The sequence below is a fragment of the Lujinxingia sediminis genome (genome assembly GCF_004005565.1).
GTDB classification, from domain to species: Bacteria; Myxococcota_A; Bradymonadia; order Bradymonadales; family Bradymonadaceae; genus Lujinxingia; species Lujinxingia sediminis.
Map to the genome: position 1 here is coordinate 249961 of NZ_SADD01000004.1, position 17056 is coordinate 267016.

14 protein-coding genes are annotated in these 17056 nt (G+C 64.4%); 1 reads left to right on the forward strand and 13 read right to left on the reverse strand.

What is annotated here, in order from left to right:
- The first annotated feature begins 45 nt into the window (after positions 1–45).
- On the forward strand, positions 46–1842 hold the full coding sequence (locus EA187_RS10115; protein WP_127780189.1) for a DOMON domain-containing protein: 1797 nt from the start codon (positions 46–48) through the stop codon (positions 1840–1842).
- 27 nt (positions 1843–1869) lie between these two features.
- Here the strand turns inward: EA187_RS10115 and EA187_RS10120 are convergent, their stop codons facing one another.
- From EA187_RS10120 to EA187_RS10180, 13 genes are all read right to left on the reverse strand, one after another.
- Entirely contained in the window at positions 1870–2430 is a 561-nt protein-coding gene (locus tag EA187_RS10120) for a gamma carbonic anhydrase family protein (RefSeq protein WP_115603802.1), read from the reverse strand.
- On the reverse strand, positions 2430–4139 hold the full coding sequence (locus EA187_RS10125; RefSeq protein WP_127780190.1) for a serine/threonine-protein kinase: 1710 nt from the start codon (positions 4137–4139) through the stop codon (positions 2430–2432). The genes EA187_RS10120 and EA187_RS10125 overlap by 1 nt, the downstream gene beginning before the upstream one ends.
- A 167-nt stretch (positions 4140–4306) precedes the next feature.
- Entirely contained in the window at positions 4307–5446 is a 1140-nt protein-coding gene (locus EA187_RS10130; protein ID WP_164856175.1) for an NAD(P)/FAD-dependent oxidoreductase, read from the reverse strand.
- Positions 5443–6192 (reverse strand): tRNA (5-methylaminomethyl-2-thiouridine)(34)-methyltransferase MnmC2, encoded by a 750-nt coding sequence (mnmC2, locus tag EA187_RS10135; protein ID WP_164856176.1) that lies wholly within the window; start codon positions 6190–6192, stop codon positions 5443–5445. The genes EA187_RS10130 and mnmC2 overlap by 4 nt, the downstream gene beginning before the upstream one ends.
- Before the next feature lie 22 nt (positions 6193–6214).
- A complete protein-coding gene (gene uvrA, locus EA187_RS10140) occupies positions 6215–9100 on the reverse strand; it encodes an excinuclease ABC subunit UvrA (RefSeq protein WP_127780193.1) in 2886 nt (961 codons plus the stop codon).
- A gap of 147 nt (positions 9101–9247) precedes the next feature.
- Positions 9248–10300, reverse strand: coding sequence for a type II secretion system protein GspN (gene gspN, locus EA187_RS10145; RefSeq protein ID WP_127780194.1), 1053 nt, complete (start codon positions 10298–10300; stop codon positions 9248–9250).
- Complete coding sequence (locus EA187_RS10150) at positions 10300–10914, reverse strand: hypothetical protein (RefSeq protein WP_127780195.1); 615 nt, start codon at positions 10912–10914, stop codon at positions 10300–10302. The genes gspN and EA187_RS10150 overlap by 1 nt, the downstream gene beginning before the upstream one ends.
- 16 nt (positions 10915–10930) lie before the next feature.
- Positions 10931–12676 (reverse strand): pilus assembly protein PilM, encoded by a 1746-nt coding sequence (pilM, locus tag EA187_RS10155; protein WP_127780196.1) that lies wholly within the window; start codon positions 12674–12676, stop codon positions 10931–10933.
- 202 nt (positions 12677–12878) lie between these two features.
- Positions 12879–14453, reverse strand: a complete 1575-nt coding sequence (locus EA187_RS10160; protein WP_115603794.1) for a type II secretion system protein GspK — start codon at positions 14451–14453, stop codon at positions 12879–12881.
- Position 14454: 1 nt separating this feature from the next.
- Positions 14455–15228 carry a type II secretion system protein GspJ gene (locus tag EA187_RS10165; protein ID WP_127780197.1) on the reverse strand — a complete coding sequence of 258 codons (774 nt, stop codon included), beginning with the start codon at positions 15226–15228 and terminating at the stop codon, positions 14455–14457.
- A complete protein-coding gene (locus EA187_RS10170) occupies positions 15225–15842 on the reverse strand; it encodes a type IV pilus modification PilV family protein (protein ID WP_115603793.1) in 618 nt (205 codons plus the stop codon). Before EA187_RS10170 ends, EA187_RS10165 begins: the two co-directional genes overlap by 4 nt.
- Complete coding sequence (locus tag EA187_RS10175; RefSeq protein ID WP_164856177.1) at positions 15835–16569, reverse strand: pilus assembly FimT family protein; 735 nt, start codon at positions 16567–16569, stop codon at positions 15835–15837. The genes EA187_RS10170 and EA187_RS10175 overlap by 8 nt, the downstream gene beginning before the upstream one ends.
- On the reverse strand, positions 16566–17036 hold the full coding sequence (locus EA187_RS10180) for a type II secretion system protein GspG (protein ID WP_127780199.1): 471 nt from the start codon (positions 17034–17036) through the stop codon (positions 16566–16568). Before EA187_RS10180 ends, EA187_RS10175 begins: the two co-directional genes overlap by 4 nt.
- Positions 17037–17056: the final 20 nt, after the last annotated feature.

Sequence of the window (17056 nt, forward strand, 5' to 3'; positions counted from 1 at the left end):
CCGCCACAAACGCTCTGACCCCGCTACGATGCCCCGGGCCCGCTGATGACACCCTCGATCTTTCGCTCGTTGAGCCTCCCCTGCGACCGCCGCGCCCTCTTGCCCCTGGGTGCCGCGCTGCTTCTGGCTGCCTGCGGCTCCTCTCAGAAGGTCGCCGTCGACCCCTTCGCCATGGCCGAGGCCGAGCGCCAGAAGACCGACATCCTCGACGCCCCCACCAACGCCCCGCGCCGCGCGGTGGAGCGCCCCGCCGCCGGCCCCGATGAGCTCTACATGGTCCCGGAGGCCGCCGCCCAGCCCTCCCGCACCATCGACGCCCAACCCGAAGGCTGGGATCTCAGCGGCCTGCGCACCTTCGATCAGCGCTTAAACCTGGTCGAAGGCACCACCCGCTGGCGCGGTCCCGACGACGCGAGCTTCCGCGCGACCATCGACGCCGATGAGGGCTTCGTCTATCTGTGGATCGAGGTGCGTGACGACCAGATCGTCGACTCCCACCCTCAGGATCTTCTCGACGGCGTGGTCATCTCACTGCGCGACCCCGAGCTCGACACCCTGCTGAACTCGCTCCCCGAGAGCATGCGCCGCGCCCTCGATATGCGCGCCGACGCCGCCATCGCCATCAACGCCTTTGGCCAGGTGGCCAACTACCGCACCTCGACCCCGCTGGCCGAAGGAGCCGCATTTGCCAGCACGCGCCCCTCCCAGGGGGGCTACGTCATTGAGGCCGCCCTGGCGCTGGAAGCCCTGCCCTACATCACCACCATGCCGCTCAACGAGATCGCCTTTCGCATCGATCTCCTCGATACCGACGACACCACAGCCACTCGCCCCGACAAGCAGCTGAGCATGCTGCCGCAGACCCGTGACGACGCCCCCCGCTTCGCCATCTTCGAGACCGGTGGCCTCCTCCCCCGGGTTGCTCCCGAGCAGGGCCCGCCTCGCTTTGATGCGCTGGGCGCCTGGCACCGCGGCGACCAGGGCTGGAACTTTCAGCCCTTCGAGTACATCCCCCAGAACTGGAAGGTCATCGAAGATCTTCGCCAGGTCGCCGGCCAGGTCGTCGACAAAGAACCCCTGCCCGCCATCTGCACCGGCCCCGCCCAGGAGATGTGGCTTGTGGAGGTCTACGAGGACCGCGGACGCAACAACCGCGTCGCCCTGGTCCTCTGCGGCAGCGCTCCGGCCCCCGGCGGCTGCGCCGACAACGCCGCCACCCAGCTCGTCTGGGCCACCATGCGCCCCGAAGACGCGCAGATGTGGCGCATCACGCAGAGTTTCGAGGTCTTTGAGCAGGCCCTCAACCAATGCCCTTTTGAGCCCTCCGGCGACCGTCCCCTTTACCGCGACTTCTCGCTCTTGCCGCTCAACGTTGTCGACGCCTCCCTCTGGGCCATCGGCTGGCAGATGCGTCATGACCGTCCCCGCGAGCGCAACCATCGCTCCGGCATCGCCTTTGTCGATCCCCGCGCGCCCTCGCCATACATCGGCGACGTGCAACTTCGCCGCGAAGAGGCCACCGCCTCCTCGCGCGTGGCCGCTTCAAGCCGTGTCTACCTGGCGAACCTCGACCAGGTTGAGGGCTACGATATCTGCGAAATCGAAGAGATCGACACCCAGAGCTGCTCCGGCTTTCTGGAGAGCTGCAACACCGTCTCCCGCGGCTTTGAACGCATTCCCCACGTTAAGAACTGGGCACCTCAGAACCACCGCTTCGAGCGCTACCTCTTGAGCAACCACCCGCAATGCCGGGCCTCCACCGGCTTCGATAGCATTGAGGGCTTTAAAATCCTGCAGGTCGGCAACCGCCTGGGGCTGATCCCCACGCCGAAATCCCCCTGAGTTTCAGACACATAGCCCGCCCGGGCGTCAGGGCATGCCCCTAACTCCGGTCCCCCCCATCTGGGTGGTGGGGCCGCCGTGGCGCCGCGCCATCTGCACGTAATGCGCCGCGGAGCGCACGAATTCTGCACGCTCCGCCGGGCTCAACGCGCGCACCACCTTGCCCGGTGTCCCCATCACCATCGAGCCTGCGGGCACCCGCGTTCCCGGCGTGACCAGCGCCCCGGCGGCGATGATGCACTCCTCTTCGATCATCGCCCCGTCGAGCACGATCGCCCCCATGCCTACCAGCACGCGATCACCGATGGTGCAACCGTGCACGATCGCGCGATGCCCCACCGTCACGTCATCGCCAATGACGGTGGGGTACTGACCGCTGGTCACATGGATCATCGCGAGATCCTGAATGTTGGTGCGCTCCCCGATCGTGATCGGGCAGACATCTCCGCGTACCACCGCGTTGTACCAGACGCTGGAGTCCGCCCCCACGCTCACCTCCCCGATCACCTTCGCCCCGGGTGCCACATACACCCCGGAGTCCAGCCGCGGAAAGGTCCCCTCAAAATCCAGCAACCTGGGTGCCGTCATCAGTCCTCCTCAAAGAGTGCGCCGTATTTATCGAGCTTGCCCAGCACGTCGTCATCCCCCTCGGCCGCCACCTCTTCCACCTCGGAGTCGACCTCGTCCTCGGGGATCTCAAACTCCTCCGACACGCTGGAGTCCTCCTCACCCACGCTGGAAGACGCCTCGGAGAGGCCGGCAACCTCCTCATCGATCGCCTCGCTGATCGCCTCGCTCAACCCACCGCCCATCGACACGCTGCCCATCGACACGCCGCCCATCGTCGGGGCCGGAACCGCGGCCGACACTGGCGCAGCCACGCCCTCAATGCCCAGCTCCCCGTGTTTAAGCGGATCACGTAAGAAAAGCACCCCGCTGCGCTTGTCGAGGATCGACATCACGTCTTCGGCTGCGTAAAGGTCGGCGATGATCTGATCGACGCGCTCGTAGCGGTCTTCCTCGCGGTCCATCGACATACGGTCGAAGATATCGTCGAGCGCCCGCGGGATATCCGGGAAAAAGCTCGACGGCATCGGGGAGCGACGCCCCGGCACTTTGCCGGTGAGCATCTCGTAGAACATGATGCCCAGCGAGTAGATGTCGCTTCGCACCGTCGCCAGGTTCGGATCCTGGAACTGCTCCGGGGCCATATACGCCACGGTGCCCACGCCCACATAGACCTGGTTGCCACGGCCTCCCTCACGCTCGACCACCCGGCTGATGCCAAAATCGGTCAAAAGCGCGTTGCCGCTATGGTCGAGCACCACGTTCTCCGGCTTCAGCGAGCCGTGCACCACGCCCTGATCGTGGGCGGCGTTGAGCGCGTGCAAAATCTGGAAGAAGTATTTGAGCGCCACCGCCAGCGGTGGCCGCTCCTCCACCTCAATGAGCCGACGCAGGTTGCCGCCGGGCGCAAGCTGCATGACCACAAAGGGGTACTCCCCGTCGGTGACCACGTCGACAATCTGCACGATATTGGGGTGCATCAGCGAGGCCTGCGTCTGCACGATCTGCTCAAAGCGACGTAGAATATCGCCCCGCTGCACGCCGGCAAACACGTTGAAGATCTCGCGGACCTCCTTAATCGCCACCTGCCGCTTCAAGCGGGTCTGCTCACCGCGATACACCGTGCCAATACCACCGCTACCCAGCTCTTCGTGTCGCTCGTAGGCCTGACTCACTGATCCTCCACCGTTTTCGCTGGTCGTCGTGCTCATGTTGGGCTCGCTGGCGGCTGCTGCCGCCTCAAAGGTGCTCTCGGGTTGGGACTCAAACGCCGACGCGTGCGCGTCAGCTTCCGGCTCTACGGCCTGCTCGGCCGGCGTTGAAAACGTCTCATTGACCTCGTCAAACACGTCGGCAAAAGCATCGGCGACCTCATCATCGCCGCCGAGTGTGTCGTCGCCGGGGCCCTCCTCAATGACGTCTTCCTCGCTGAGATGCTCGGCGAAGGTCTCAGCAACCTCCGCCTGCATCGTCGACGGTGCATCCAGCGCGGCGTCACCCTCAGGCGTCACCCGCAGCTGATCGCTGATGCGGTCGTAGGTCATCCGACCGCTCTGTTCCAGAAAGCGCACGTAGCTCAGAAGATGGAGGCTCAGGTTGCGCCCGACCTCCCCGGAGATCGCGTCGTAGCTTGCGCTCCCGCTCAAGGCGACCTGCTCGGCGACGGTTCCCATCACGAGTACCAGGTCGTCGAGGATATCGCTCAGCGTTAGCGTCTCATCACCGCTCATAGTGCTCCCGAGGTTCGGGCGCCGCTGTCGCGCGCCGCTGTGTATGCTGCGCCCGAGTGATCGAAGCGCGACGCAGCATGCTGGTAGGCCAATCGCGGCGAGCTTAACGCAGCGAGAAGATCCCGCGCAAGGTGGAGGTTGTGGCCTGGGTGTGGCGAGCGACGAACTCAGCGCCGAAGGCGCATCTGACGGGCACGCCGCGCATCAACCACCTCCCAGAGCGGCGCGCCGTCCAGAAGATGTGCAGCCAGCACCTGCCCCATCGCCGGTGCCCAGGTCAGCCCTTTGGAGCCAAAACCCGCCATCACGTAGAGCTCACACTCTCCGGCCACCGGCCCCACCAGCGGCCGATGATCACTGCCGTAGATGCCGCGAACACCCCGCCAGATCTGCAGCGCCCTCCCGAGGTCGGCGCCGCCCAGTGCGGCGGCCATCTTCTCGCCAAGCTCCTGCTTCGCCTCCCCATCGCCGCGCTCCCGCCAGCCCTCGCGCTTTAAATACGTCGAGCCCACCCCCACGCGTCCGTCAGGGCGCTCGAAGATGTTGGCGGCGCTGTTGACCATCACATTCAGCCCTTTGAGCGGGCCGGTCGCCTCCCACACCCCCACCTCCCCGGGACGCTCCCGAAGATCGGCCTCGCCAAGAAGCCTGCCCAGCGCAGCACCGGTAGCCAGCACCACCCGGGCCGCTCGCCAGGCCGGCGCTCCGCTCGTCAGGCCAATATCCCAGCCCTTTTCATCGCGTCGAAGATCCGCCACATCCCCCTGCACCACACGCACGCCCCGCTCACGGGCGCGCTTTAAGAGCGCCGCACACAACCCCGGCATATCCACCGCCGCCGCAGGCTCGTACACAAGCGCCGGCCGCCCCTGCCAGCCCGGCAAAAGCCGACGGCTCTCCTCCCCCTCCACTCGCCGGCTGCGCACGATCTCGGGGTAGCTCGTATGCGCCTCTTCCCAGCTCTCTTCGAGCTTCGCGCTGAGCTTATCGCCCTCCATCAGCCGCATCATCGGGGCCGGCCGCCACAACGGCTCCTCCTCGCGCTCACACCAGCGCTGCAGCGTCTCCCAGCTCTTCAAAAACGCCCGCCAGTGTGCCTTACCCGGCGCCATGGTCCGTCCGGCAAAGGGATGCAGCACCGTGGCCGGCGCGCTCGAGCCTCGTTGCGGATCTGCAGCGTCGATCACGAGCAGCTCCGCCGCCGGATGACCTTGCTCCAGCAGGGCATCGATCAGCGAAAGCCCCGCAAGCCCCCCGCCCACGACCGCAATGGCCGCCCGGGGCCCCTTCTCGTCGCCCTGGCTCACCCCTGCCCCCAGCGCTTCAAGCCCGGCGGCTCCACCGACTCATCTTGAAGCGTCGCCACGGTCATCTCCCGCTTTCGCCCCGGCCCCTTCGCCCGCCAGACTTTCCAGCCAGCCTCTTCCATGGCCTGACGCACCGCCGTGGCCGCCGAGTAGGTCGCAAGCCTGGCGTGCGGCGCGGCCCACGACCGCGACCAGGCAAAACACGCCGGCGTCCACGCCTCCGGGTTGACCTCTTTGGCAAAAGGATCGTGGTACACCGCGTCGACCTCTTCGCCCTCACCGAGCCGAACCTCATCCCAGGCCATCGCGTGCAGCACCACCTCCACGTGCCCATCCTCGGAGAGCGCCCGCACCGCCTCGCCAGATCGCTTCGTTGCCTTTGCGGCCACCTCCCGGGCAAGCGCACCGCCCTCACCCTCATGAAACGCGAGCGCCTCCGGCCCCACCGGACGCCAGTCCACCGTGTGGTACACGAGGCGCTTGGCCTCATCGCTTTCGCGAAATGCCCGCACCGTCTCCACCAGGTTCACCGCCGCCCCGAACCCCAGCTCCAACACCCGCCAGGTGCCCGCGCGCGCGATGAGTCCGCTCCCCTCCACGAAGACGTGCCGCGACTCCTGCACCGCCCCGTGACGCGAGCGGTAGTGCACGCCGCGCTCCACATCGACCAGGGTCTTTGAGCCATCGGCCGTCTCAAAAACCTCGACCTCCGGGCCCGACACGTCGCCACATCCCTTTGAATTCATTACCATATCCAGCCAAAACCCCTCAGACTTTCGCCTCATCAAAAAGCTCGGCCAGAAACATGCCGGTGTACGAGCCTTTGACCTTCGCGACCTCCTCCGGGGTGCCCTGGGCGACGATCCTCCCGCCATCGACACCGCCCTCCGGGCCCACGTCGATCACGTGGTCGGCATACGCGATGATGTCGGTATTATGCTCGATCATCACCACGGTATTGCCCGCATCGACGAGCTGATCGACGACCCTGAGCAGCTTGCGAATATCCTCAAAATGCAACCCGGTGCTCGGCTCATCGAGAATATACAAGGTGTCACCGGTGGCGATCTTGGCGAGCTCCCGGCTCAACTTCACCCGCTGAGCCTCCCCGCCCGAGAGCGTCGGCGAGGCCTGACCGAGCTTCATATAATCGAGGCCGACATCGAGCAGCGTCTGCAAGATGCGGCGAATCTTCGGGTGCGCCTCAAAGAGCTCGGCCGCCTCGGCGATCGTCATCTCCAACACGTCGGCGATCGAATGCCCGCGGTAGCGCACACGCAGGGTCGAGGCATTAAAACGTTTGCCCAGACACAGGTTGCAGGGCACGTACACGTCGGCCAGAAAGCTCATCTCCACCCGGTTCACACCGGCCCCCGAGCACGCCTCACAGCGCCCGCCGGTGACGTTGAACGAAAAACGCCCCGCCTCAAAGCCGTACATCTTCGACTCGGGCAGCTCCGCAAAAAAGCCGCGGATCAGATCAAAGACCTTGGTGTACGTCGCCGGATTGCTTCGCGGAGTGCGTCCGATCGGGCTCTGGTCGATCTCGATGACCTTATCGTAGCGCTCCAATCCCTCGATGCTGTCGTGATCGCCCACCGAGCGGTGCTTGAAGTAGACCTTTCGCGCGATGGCCGGAAAGAGGATGTCGTTGACCAGCGTGCTCTTCCCCGCCCCGGACACCCCGGTCACGCACACGAAAGCGCGGGAGGGAATGTGCACATCCACATCCTTGAGGTTGTTCTCCCGTGCTCCGCGAATCCAGATGCCCTCATCGGGCTTGCGACGCTGCTCCGGCCACCCGAGCCTCTTTCGGCCCGAGAGGTAGTCGCCGGTCACACTCCCCTCAGTCTGGCGAATCTCCTCCGGGGTCCCCACCGCCACGATCTCGCCACCCAGCCGCCCGGCTCCCGGACCGAAGTCCACCACCAGGTCGGCCCGCTCCATCGTCTCGCGGTCGTGCTCCACCACGATCACGGAGTTACCCGCGTCCCGAAGCTCCTCCAGTGTGCTGAGCAGGCGGTTATGGTCACGCTGATGCAACCCGATGCTCGGCTCGTCGAGCACGTAGAGCACCCCGCTGAGCTCACTTCCCAGCTGGCTCGCCAGGCGAATACGCTGACTCTCGCCGCCCGACAAACTCCCCGCCGGACGATTCAGCGTAAGATACGAGAGCCCCACATCCTGCAAGAATCGCAGACGACGGCGGATCTCCCCTAAGAGCTCCTCGGCGATCAACGCCTCGCGCTCTTTGAGTTCAATGCCCTCAAAAAAGTCGCGCGCCTGGTCGATGTCCAGCTCATTGATCTCCGCCAGGGACTCCTTGCGGAAGAACACCGCCCGACTCTCCGGACGCAACCTCCGCCCCTCACACTCGGGGCAGGTCTGCTCCCCCATAAACTCGCCAAAGAAGTCGCGTGCTCCTTTACTCGACGCGTGCTCGTAGGCGCGCTCCACAAAGCCCACAACGCCCCTAAAGCCCTTGTAGCCCTTCGCCGTGTCGTCCGGCCCCTCCAGCACAAAGCGGCGCTGCGCCTCGCTTAGCTTCGCCCAGGGTTTCTCCAGGTCGATCTTTCGCGCCTTCGCGCTCACCGACAGATCCATCCAGAAGTCGGCCACCTCCGCGTGCCAGCGCCACTTTCGACCGCCTGGCACAGGCTCCGGCCCGATCGCTTCGATCACCCCGTCAGAGAGGCTTCTGGTCTCGTCGATCACCAGCAACCCGCGATCGACCTGGGGCGTCGATCCGATGCCCTGGCACCCGCGGCACATGCCCAGCGGGCTGTTGAACGAAAAACTCTGGTGGGTCAGCTCCGGAAACGCCGTCCCGCAGCTCGGGCAGCTGCGCTCGGTGCTGAAAAGCCGCTCCGTCCACTCAACCTCCTGACCCTCCGGCGCCAACGCCAGGCACTTGCCCTCACCCACATGAACCGCCCGATCGACGCTCTCCTGAATGCGCGAGGCCGCCTCGGGTTTGGCAATCAGCCGATCGACCACCACGTCGATATCGTGGCGGTAGCTCTTCTTGAGCTTCTCCAGACCCTCAAGCTCCACAAACTCCCCGTCGACGCGCAGCCGCACAAAGCCCTGCTTGCGCAGCGCATCGAAGAGCTCGCGGTACTCCCCCTTACGGTTGCGCACCAGAGGGGCGAGCAACATGAACTTCGTGCCCTGGGGAAGTTCGATGAGCTGCGAGGCAATCGCGTGCGCGCTCGTCGCACTCACCGGCTCATCGCACGCGTGGCAGCGCTGCTCGCCCAGACGCGCCCACAGCACACGCAGATGATCATGCACCTCGGTGATCGTGCCCACCGTCGAGCGCGGGTTACTCCCGGTGGTCTTCTGCTCGATGGAGATCGTCGGGCTCAACCCGGTGATCTGATCAAAGTCCGGCTTCTCGATCTGCCCCAGAAACTGACGCGCGTAGGTCGACAAACTCTCAACATATCGCCGTCGCCCCTCGGCATAGAGGGTATCAAAGGCCATCGACGACTTGCCCGAGCCGCTGGGGCCGGTGAACACCACCAGCTTGCGCTTGGGCAGCGTCAGGTTGAGGTTCTTGAGGTTGTGTTCACGGGCGCCGTTGACCGAAATCTCTTTTTGGTCACGACGGATCAGGGGCAGCTTCAAGCCCGAGGATGCGGACTGCTCCATAACACCTACTTCGCGGGGGACTACAGGGCGTGGGGGGGAGAGCGTCTTCGCGCCGGCTCGACCATCAGACAGCGCGGGTGGTACCTGGCGAGCAACGCCGCGCTCCGGGTGCGAATTCCTCAAAAGCCCCGAAGCGCGATCGCCGCATCAACCCTCGTCGTCACCGGCCTCGGCCTCGCCATCGGCGGCAGGCGCCTTAGCCTCACTCGGCCCCCGCGCGGCGGTCGCCGCACCCCGAAACGCGATGTCCTGAAAGGTTCCGCCCAGCGTAAACCCGTACCAGTCCTGGTGACGCCCGTTGCGGAACTCCGTCATATTAAAGACCACTCCGAGGTTGTTGGCCGTGACGTACTCCTCGTTGACCTGCAGGCGCATCTCCAGACGCGGGCGGCTCTTGCCCATCTGCGCCCCCAGATCCACATGCCCCCAGAACTCGGTGTTGATATCGCGGCCGCGCGTTTCAAACGTGTCGATCACAAGACGAGGCGTCCCTCCGCCCTCCGGGCTCTCGACATGCGCGCGCACCACGATGTTGCCAAAGTTGGTCATCGGCACTTCCAGGTCCACCGGCAGACTCTCGGTGCGAAGCACCGTCGGTCCCACGGTAAACTGCCGCCCGGTTAACGCGATCTCCCCGCCCGTCAAGAGCGGACGCGTCGGATGCAGCTCCAGCTCCACATCGGTATCGAGCTGCCCGAAGACCGGAATCCCCAGAAAGGATGCCACCAGGGTCGACTCGCGCAGATCCAGGTCGTCGCTCTTGACGCTTACAAGCCGTCGCTTACTGCCATGGGTGTAGCTGCCGCTTAAGACCCCGCCGCCGATATCGACCTGGTAGTTCACCGTCGCACCGCGGCGCAAAAGGCTTCCCAGAGGCGCAAAACGCGCCGAGATCCGCTCCACATAGATCTGCTGCGCAAGCCCCCCTTCCGCCCCAATAAGCTCGGAGGCCGGCACGCGCTCTTTGAGCTGCACACCTTCGAGCTGCGCGCCCGTCAGACGCCACAGCCCCAGCTCAGCGATCGAAACGTCGTACTGATGGCCCAGCGCCTTCTCCAGCTGCACCGTCACGATCTGGCGCACGCGCCGCTCCGGAAAAGTCAGCACCAGAAAGATGCCAAACATCGCCACCGCAAACACCACATAGGCCAGAACGCGGAACGAGCGGCGCTCCCACAACTCGGATAATCGCTCTCGCATCAGCTCTCCTCCTGGGCACGACGCTGGTACGTCGAAACCACCAGCTGCGCACGAACCTGCCCCTCGCCGCCCACCGAGCGCACATCGACGCGCTTGATGATCACCGGGTCATCGCTCTTCTCAATGCGGTCGAGCAGATCGACCAGCGCGTTCATCTCAGCGCGACGAATATCGACCCGCAACAGACGCTCCACGATGATCGGGCCGCCGTCATTGCCGCGCGCGCTCCCGATCGGGCTCTGATCTTCATCGTAGCTCGATACCGCGATGTTGGCTGCGGTGGCATGCGTGGCCACAAGGCTTGTGAGCTGCACCGTATTATTATCGAGCACCTCTTCACTGAAGCGCTCTACCCGAGGATCCACCGCCCCGCCGGCCTCCTGAGCCAGATAATCAGGCCCGGCCGTCGCCAGCAGGTTGAGCACGTCTTCGTAGGTCGTCGTCTCAGCCTCAATGGTGTCCAGAGAGCGCTGCACCAGCATCACCGTCACAAAGATCCCCAGCACCGCAAACGTCGCAAACATCGCAGCCAGGAGCTTGCGTTCGCGATCGGAGAGCCCGGCGATCGTCTCGGCCAGGCTCTTCTTCTGACCCTCTTTATCTTCTTCACTCATCGATCTTTCCTGGCCCTTACGAGCAGTCGCTGGTCACGTGAATCTCAAACTGGACGCGATTATCGCCCTGCACCGTCACCTTCTCTTTACGCGCGTCGGTCAAACACTCCTGACGCTCCAGAGAAGCGGCAATCTGGTCGACGGACTGCGGCGAGTCGGTCACCCCGACCATCTGAATGAGTTGACGGTCGGTGTCGATGTCGATGCGATCGAGCTGAAGCTCTGCCACATCAGCGGTGCCCTCGGTCACCAGACTGAGCAGCTCATACGCACTCTTCAAGGGCACGAAACCCCGCTCCGGACCGGCCGCCCCGCCCAGACGAGCGCGAATGGCCGCCGGTGAGGTTAATCGCTCCCCGAAGAGCGCCTGGGTCTGCTCGGCGGTGGCCTCCTTCATGGCGTCGAGCTGCGCGCTCTGATCGAGACGCTGCATCAAGAGCACGCCCAGCCCCAGAACCACCAGCACCGCTGCGGCGATGCCCAGACGCACAAGCTGCGCGCGCACGTAGCTCGACTTACCGCGAAACTCAAAAGGTCCCTGACGCAGATTAACCGGTTCGACCTGCCCCTTCTCGCGCACGCTCATCAGGGCTGCGCCCAGCGCCACCATCGCCTCGGGCTGGCGCGCGCCAAAGCTCACGGCTGCCTCATCGCTCACCGAAAGCTCCACGCTCAGCGGCATCACCGCCACGCCAAACTCCCGCTCCAGATAGGGCTTCAGCCCCTGAAGTCGGCTGCCGCCGCCGCAGATAAAGATCGTCTCCACCTGCACCCGGTCGCGCGCATACGCCGACTGAAAGGTGCGTCGAAGATCGCGTACCAGCGGCCCGAGCACCTCCCGCGCTACCTGGCCCACGCGCGCCACCGCCGGGTCAGCCTCATCGGCACCCACATCCAGGCGCGTACGCTGATGCTTGAGCCGGTCGGCGTCGTCCAGGCTCAGGTTGAAACTCTCGGCCAGCGCCTCACTCAGCGCCTGCCCCCCCTGCTTGATCGCGCGCGCCACCACCGTGCGCGCGCCGTCCTGAATCAAAAGACGGGTGTGGGCATGGCCAAAATCGATCACCGCAAAGCTCTCACTCTGCAACATCATCGAGCGCTCGGCGGCCTGACGCAGCGAGAGCTCCGAGATGCCCACCATCGCCGGGTCCACCCCAAGGGTCTGCATCGATCCGAGCAGTCCGGCAAGACGCTCGCTCTCCACAAAACCGACCAGCGCATCAAAGGGCTCCTCCCCTTTGCCCGGCATCACCTCAAAGTCATAGGTCACCCGCTGCAAAGGCATCGGCAGGCTGCCCATCAAAAGATGCGGCAACACCGACGTCACCTGAGCCTTCCCCTCAAAGGGCACGCCCAGACGCAGAGTCATCGCCTCGCCATGGGGCATCGCCACCACAACACGGCTCGCGCCCTCGAAGAACCCCTGCGCGATCAGCTGCTCCAGCCCCCGCACCCAGGGCTCGCGCGCCACCGCTTCAGCGGGCTCTGCCGATCCGCCCGCCTCTTCACGATCCCCGCCATCGGCCGCCTCCTCGCGACGTTCATCAAGGCCCTCCCCCTCAACGTTCGCGCCATCTTCGGAGGCTTCTACCTCTTCGAGCGCGGCCTCTTCCACCGGCTCCGGGGTTTGCGCAACCTCGTCGAGATCCGCCAGGCGCACCTCGGCAAAGCCCACCACCTCCACCGGACGCTGAAGCGTGTCCAGAGCGACCGCCTTGATCGCCCACGCTCCAATATCCAGTCCTACGATTCGATTCGCCATCTATCTATCCATCTCCCGAAAGCCTCGACGCCTGTCGCGCCGATGCCTCGTTTAACCGTCTTAAGTCTCGAACCCGGGCGGTATCAGAACCCTCGGGTTGTCTGCGCTCGCCACATCACTCGCCAGGCCAGGCGCTGCATGGCCCGGCATCCTGCCGGCCTCGCTCCAGGCACCGCACGCCGCACCGGCGCTCCTAAGTGCCCTATCGCAACCTCCAGTACAACACGCGTCCGCGCGCCATCTCCTCGCGCTGCTCTCGCAGCGCTGTACGCAGCTCGCTGGCCTCTTCGCTGTCTTCCTCCTGATCCTCCAGAAGTCGCTCATCGGGGGTGCGCCGTTGGGTCTTTCCAAAATCCACCACCGCCTCAATCTCGGCCTTGGAGCTGCCGTAGGTCCCGGTGCTCGTGATGCGGTAGATCGTCGACTGATTCGTCGAGATCGAGCGCATCAACCCCTGCCGATTAAACGACACCGCCCAGGCCGGAAACGCCGGCGCCATCGGCTCGATCGCAAGCTGCGGGTTCTCCAGCACCATCAACTGGTACGTCGGCGAGTAGCTGATGAACTGCGCCATGATCTGGGGATTCTCTTTGAAGTCGTCGATGTACTCCGGCAGCTGACTCACCCGCAGGTACGCCACCGGCTGACCGACCTCCGCCGAGGGCAGCAGTCGACTCTCACTCGATCCCACATAGGCCATGAACATCGAGAGCGGGTTCTCAAAGAAGGCACGCACCCCGTCGAGCGCCATCGCAAAGTACATCACCTGCTGGCTCACCATGGGGTTATTGGCACACAGGCTCCCCAGTCCCTGCCCCTGGCTGTCGACGCCCTCCAACTCCAGGTTCTGGCAGAGGATGGCGTAAAAGACCGGAAAACTCGCCACATTGGGGTTAGGTCGGTTCACGCCGTAGACGGTGAATGCCTCGCCGAAGACCTCCATAAAGGCCTCACTGACCCCCATGATCCGGTACATCTCCTCGACATGGGTCAACCGGGCGTTGCGCGGCTCGATCTCCGAGTCGTCCCGATCGTAGGGGCGTTGCTCATCGCCGCCGCTGCCCTGGATGGTGCAGTCCTCGCCAATCGTGATCTGCTCCTGATCCAGATCCACAAAGTCGATCAGCCGCTCCATCACCCGGGCGCGGCTCATCGTCTCACCGTGCTCGTCTTTAACCTCAAAGATCGAGTCGTAGCGCGTATCGAGCATCATCGCGCAGAGGAGCAAAAGGTCGCCCTCGTCAATCTCCTCATCGGCAAAACCGTTGATATCGATGCGCCCCTCCTCCGGGGTCACCTCCACATCGAAGTTGCCGGTGAACTCCCCGAATCCGTTCACCCCCATCGCGCTCAGGTCGATGCTCGCCAGCGGAATCTCCACGCGCCCGGTGTTAAAGGGCCCCAGCAGAATGTCCATGTACTGGTAGAGCTGGAAGTTGCTGCGGCGCATCGCCCGACCGATCATCTGCCCCATCTCATCGTCGGTCTGACGCGACTCATCCTGCAGCGCGTACTGAAAGCTCAGGAGCAAGCGCGAGAGGTTCATCCCGCTCTTGGCGAGGTAGTAGCTCTTGAGCTTGTCACGCTCATTGGTCGCCATCGCCAGGTTCACGCGCGCGCTGTAGGCGAACTCCACCACCGCCGTCGACAAGATCGCCAGCGTGATCAGCACCACCATCAGCGCCACACCACGCGGACGCCCCTTAAGTGGCGAGGCCACCGGGCGGTCGAGCACGATCAGAAGGCTGCGGGTTATCGTCGCGATCGCACGTAGCATCTCAGTACTCCAGAAGCTCGGTCATCCCCAGGGTGGCCTGGGTGGTGAAGACCTCCGACTGCCCCCGGGGCCCCAACGCTGGCATCGTCAGCGTGATGCGCACCCGGGTGGGAAGTCGCCCGGCATGATCGCGTCGGGTCGTATCCCACTCGCTGACCCAGCGCCCCTGGGCGACCTCACGCGCGCTGCCGATCTTCACAGGTCCCGGATCCCAGTACTCAAATTCCAGCGATTCCACCTCCGGGATCATCGTGTGCACGACCCCGCCGCTCAAAATGTCGTCGACAAAGGCGGTGTGGGAGCGCCGCACAAGGCGATTGACCACATCGCCCTCCTCGTTCACCTCGCGGCGCAGCTCGTAGCCGATCTGGGTGTGTTGGCTGGCACGCTCATCTTCGAGCACCCGCACATGGGCGAAGGCCGTAAAGCTGATCTCATCATCGCGACCGATCATTCCGAACTGCACCGGCTCGCGAAGTTGCATCGCCATCTGCTCCTCGTCCCCCTCGTAGAGCGCCTCTTCGCCTGGAATGATCTCCCCACCATGCTGCGGCCCGGCCACATAGGCCTGAGCAATCTCATTGGCCATGCGATTCATCGCCAGACGCACCAGCTGGTAGCGCTCAAATCGCTCATCAACCGCATCCCGCGTCACAAAGATCTGCGAGACGCTAGCCCAGGTCAGCGCCGTAAGCCCGGCGAGGATGGCCAGCGTGATCATCACCTCGATCAACGTAAATCCCGCCCGATGTCGCACGATGCGCGGCCCTCTCATCGCCCCCCCTCGTCCATCGAGAATTCGTCGGGCGTGCCGAACATCTGGAAGTCATTGTCTTCCAGATCCACCACGTACTGGGCCACCTCGATATGCTGCTCTCTCCCCAGATAATCGAAGTACACCGTCAACGTGATACGCCGCACCCGCTCGCCAACCTGGTTCACAAAGACCGGGATCTGCGCCATGAGCATCGGCAGCGCCGCGCTGAACGCAGCGTTGCCCTGCATGGCCCCCTGCTGCTGGTCGGTGCCGCCGAAGAGCTGGCTGTTGACCTGCGCCATGAACTCTTCCTCGATCTCCGGCGGAATCTCCACCGGCTCCACCGTCGCCTCCCAGCGGATGTCCGGATACCCCTCATCGGAGAAATCCCCCGAGAACGCCCGGTCGCTGATGCTGAAGCCCTCCTCCATCAGCACATACTCAAGGTCGGTCATCTTGCTGCGAGCCAGCAGGCTGGCGTTGGTCAGCCGACTGGCATAAATCGACTGCTGCCCGCTCTGCGAGACCGTACCCATTAAGACGGTGAGCATGGAGGCCAGAATCGCCAGCGCGATCAAGAGCTCCACCAGGGTAAAGCCCACCTCTCGAGGTGTGCGCCACGGCTTAATCATCGCGCTCCTCCTCGCCAAAGTCGCGGTCGGGCTCCCAATCCCCGCTGTAGATCTTCACCCGACCTGTCAGCGGCTCGGTCACAAGACTGAAGCGCGAGCCCTCCTCATCGCGCAACACAATGACCGCCTCCTGCTGAAACCCGTTGGGGAAGAAGCGCAGCGCGGCGCGTCCCTGCGTCAATGGCTGCTCCCGACCGGCCAGACGCACGCTCTCAAAACGCACGCCGTTACGAAGCGCGGTCAGCTCTACCACCGCCTCCTCGGCGCGCTCATAGCCCACGCGCCGGCTGATCCCGAAGGGGTCGTCCTCACTCTTATCGAAGAGCGAGCGCTTGTTCTGGCGATGCTGCTCCTCAAGCTCGCGCGCCTCCTCCGGAAGCAACCCCTCGGCGAACGCATCCTCATCGGGCTGCGCGGCCACCACCGGCGCTTCGGTCATCTCGGTAAAATACTCCCCCGTCTCCAGGTTGAGCACCAACCGGTACTGCGTGTTGTTGAGCGCCGCCTGGTTGTAGGCGTACTTGATCACCGAGGTCAGCCGCATCGCCTCCTCGCGAAGCTGACTTTTGGTCAGCGCACCCATCATCGAGACGCCCGCGCCCATCACACCGGCCACGATCATCAGCACCACCAGGATCTCGACGAGCGTCATCCCGCGCGCACCGCGACGCCTGGCACCCGAACCTCGGGTCCCCCTGGCCATGCGATGTGCTCGCGTTTTGATCATCTTAGTATCTCCTGGCCTGCGCATCCCGACACAACCCTTCTCTCATAACGTGGACGCACATCATCATCGGTGCCTGCCTTGCCATCGCGACCCGCGCTGAAGATCTCAAACTCGCGGTTATCGATCTTCACGTACACGTAAGGAGTGCCCCACGGATCGTTGGAGACTTCTGTAGTCAGCGGCGCCGCTCCTTGCGTCAGCTCGTCGAGCTCCCTGGGCAGGCGGTTCGGTGAGTTCGTCAGGTAGAAGGTGTTCACCAGCTGGCTGAGCTGCTGGATTTCGCGATTCGCGTCGAGTTCAGGAGGTCTGGGGCACGTCGCGCCGAACACAAACACACCGACGAGGCCCACGAAGACAGCCGTGATGAAGCCGATCACCATCATGGTCGGCACCGGCACCATCCCACGTGCTGACGTCACGCCGGCCAGCGCCCGAACCACCTCATCCTGTCGGCGTCTCGTGTTCATGATGATGCTCCCTGCGGTGA

Excerpts from the sequence above, each read along its gene's own strand:
- EA187_RS10115 (WP_127780189.1), top strand. The coding sequence starts at position 46 with ATGACACCCTCGATCTTTCGCTCGTTGAGCCTCCCCTGCGACCGCCGC.
- mnmC2 (WP_164856176.1), bottom strand. The coding sequence starts at position 6,192 with ATGAATTCAAAGGGATGTGGCGACGTGTCGGGCCCGGAGGTCGAGGTT.
- pilM (WP_127780196.1), bottom strand. The coding sequence starts at position 12,676 with ATGGCGAATCGAATCGTAGGACTGGATATTGGAGCGTGGGCGATCAAG.
- EA187_RS10150 (WP_127780195.1), bottom strand. The coding sequence starts at position 10,914 with ATGAGTGAAGAAGATAAAGAGGGTCAGAAGAAGAGCCTGGCCGAGACG.
- EA187_RS10120 (WP_115603802.1), bottom strand. The coding sequence starts at position 2,430 with ATGACGGCACCCAGGTTGCTGGATTTTGAGGGGACCTTTCCGCGGCTG.
- EA187_RS10175 (WP_164856177.1), bottom strand. The coding sequence starts at position 16,569 with ATGATCAAAACGCGAGCACATCGCATGGCCAGGGGGACCCGAGGTTCG.
- EA187_RS10180 (WP_127780199.1), bottom strand. The coding sequence starts at position 17,036 with ATGAACACGAGACGCCGACAGGATGAGGTGGTTCGGGCGCTGGCCGGC.
- EA187_RS10160 (WP_115603794.1), bottom strand. The coding sequence starts at position 14,453 with ATGCTACGTGCGATCGCGACGATAACCCGCAGCCTTCTGATCGTGCTC.
- EA187_RS10165 (WP_127780197.1), bottom strand. The coding sequence starts at position 15,228 with ATGAGAGGGCCGCGCATCGTGCGACATCGGGCGGGATTTACGTTGATC.
- EA187_RS10170 (WP_115603793.1), bottom strand. The coding sequence starts at position 15,842 with ATGATTAAGCCGTGGCGCACACCTCGAGAGGTGGGCTTTACCCTGGTG.
- gspN (WP_127780194.1), bottom strand. The coding sequence starts at position 10,300 with ATGCGAGAGCGATTATCCGAGTTGTGGGAGCGCCGCTCGTTCCGCGTT.
- uvrA (WP_127780193.1), bottom strand. The coding sequence starts at position 9,100 with ATGGAGCAGTCCGCATCCTCGGGCTTGAAGCTGCCCCTGATCCGTCGT.
- EA187_RS10125 (WP_127780190.1), bottom strand. The coding sequence starts at position 4,139 with ATGAGCGGTGATGAGACGCTAACGCTGAGCGATATCCTCGACGACCTG.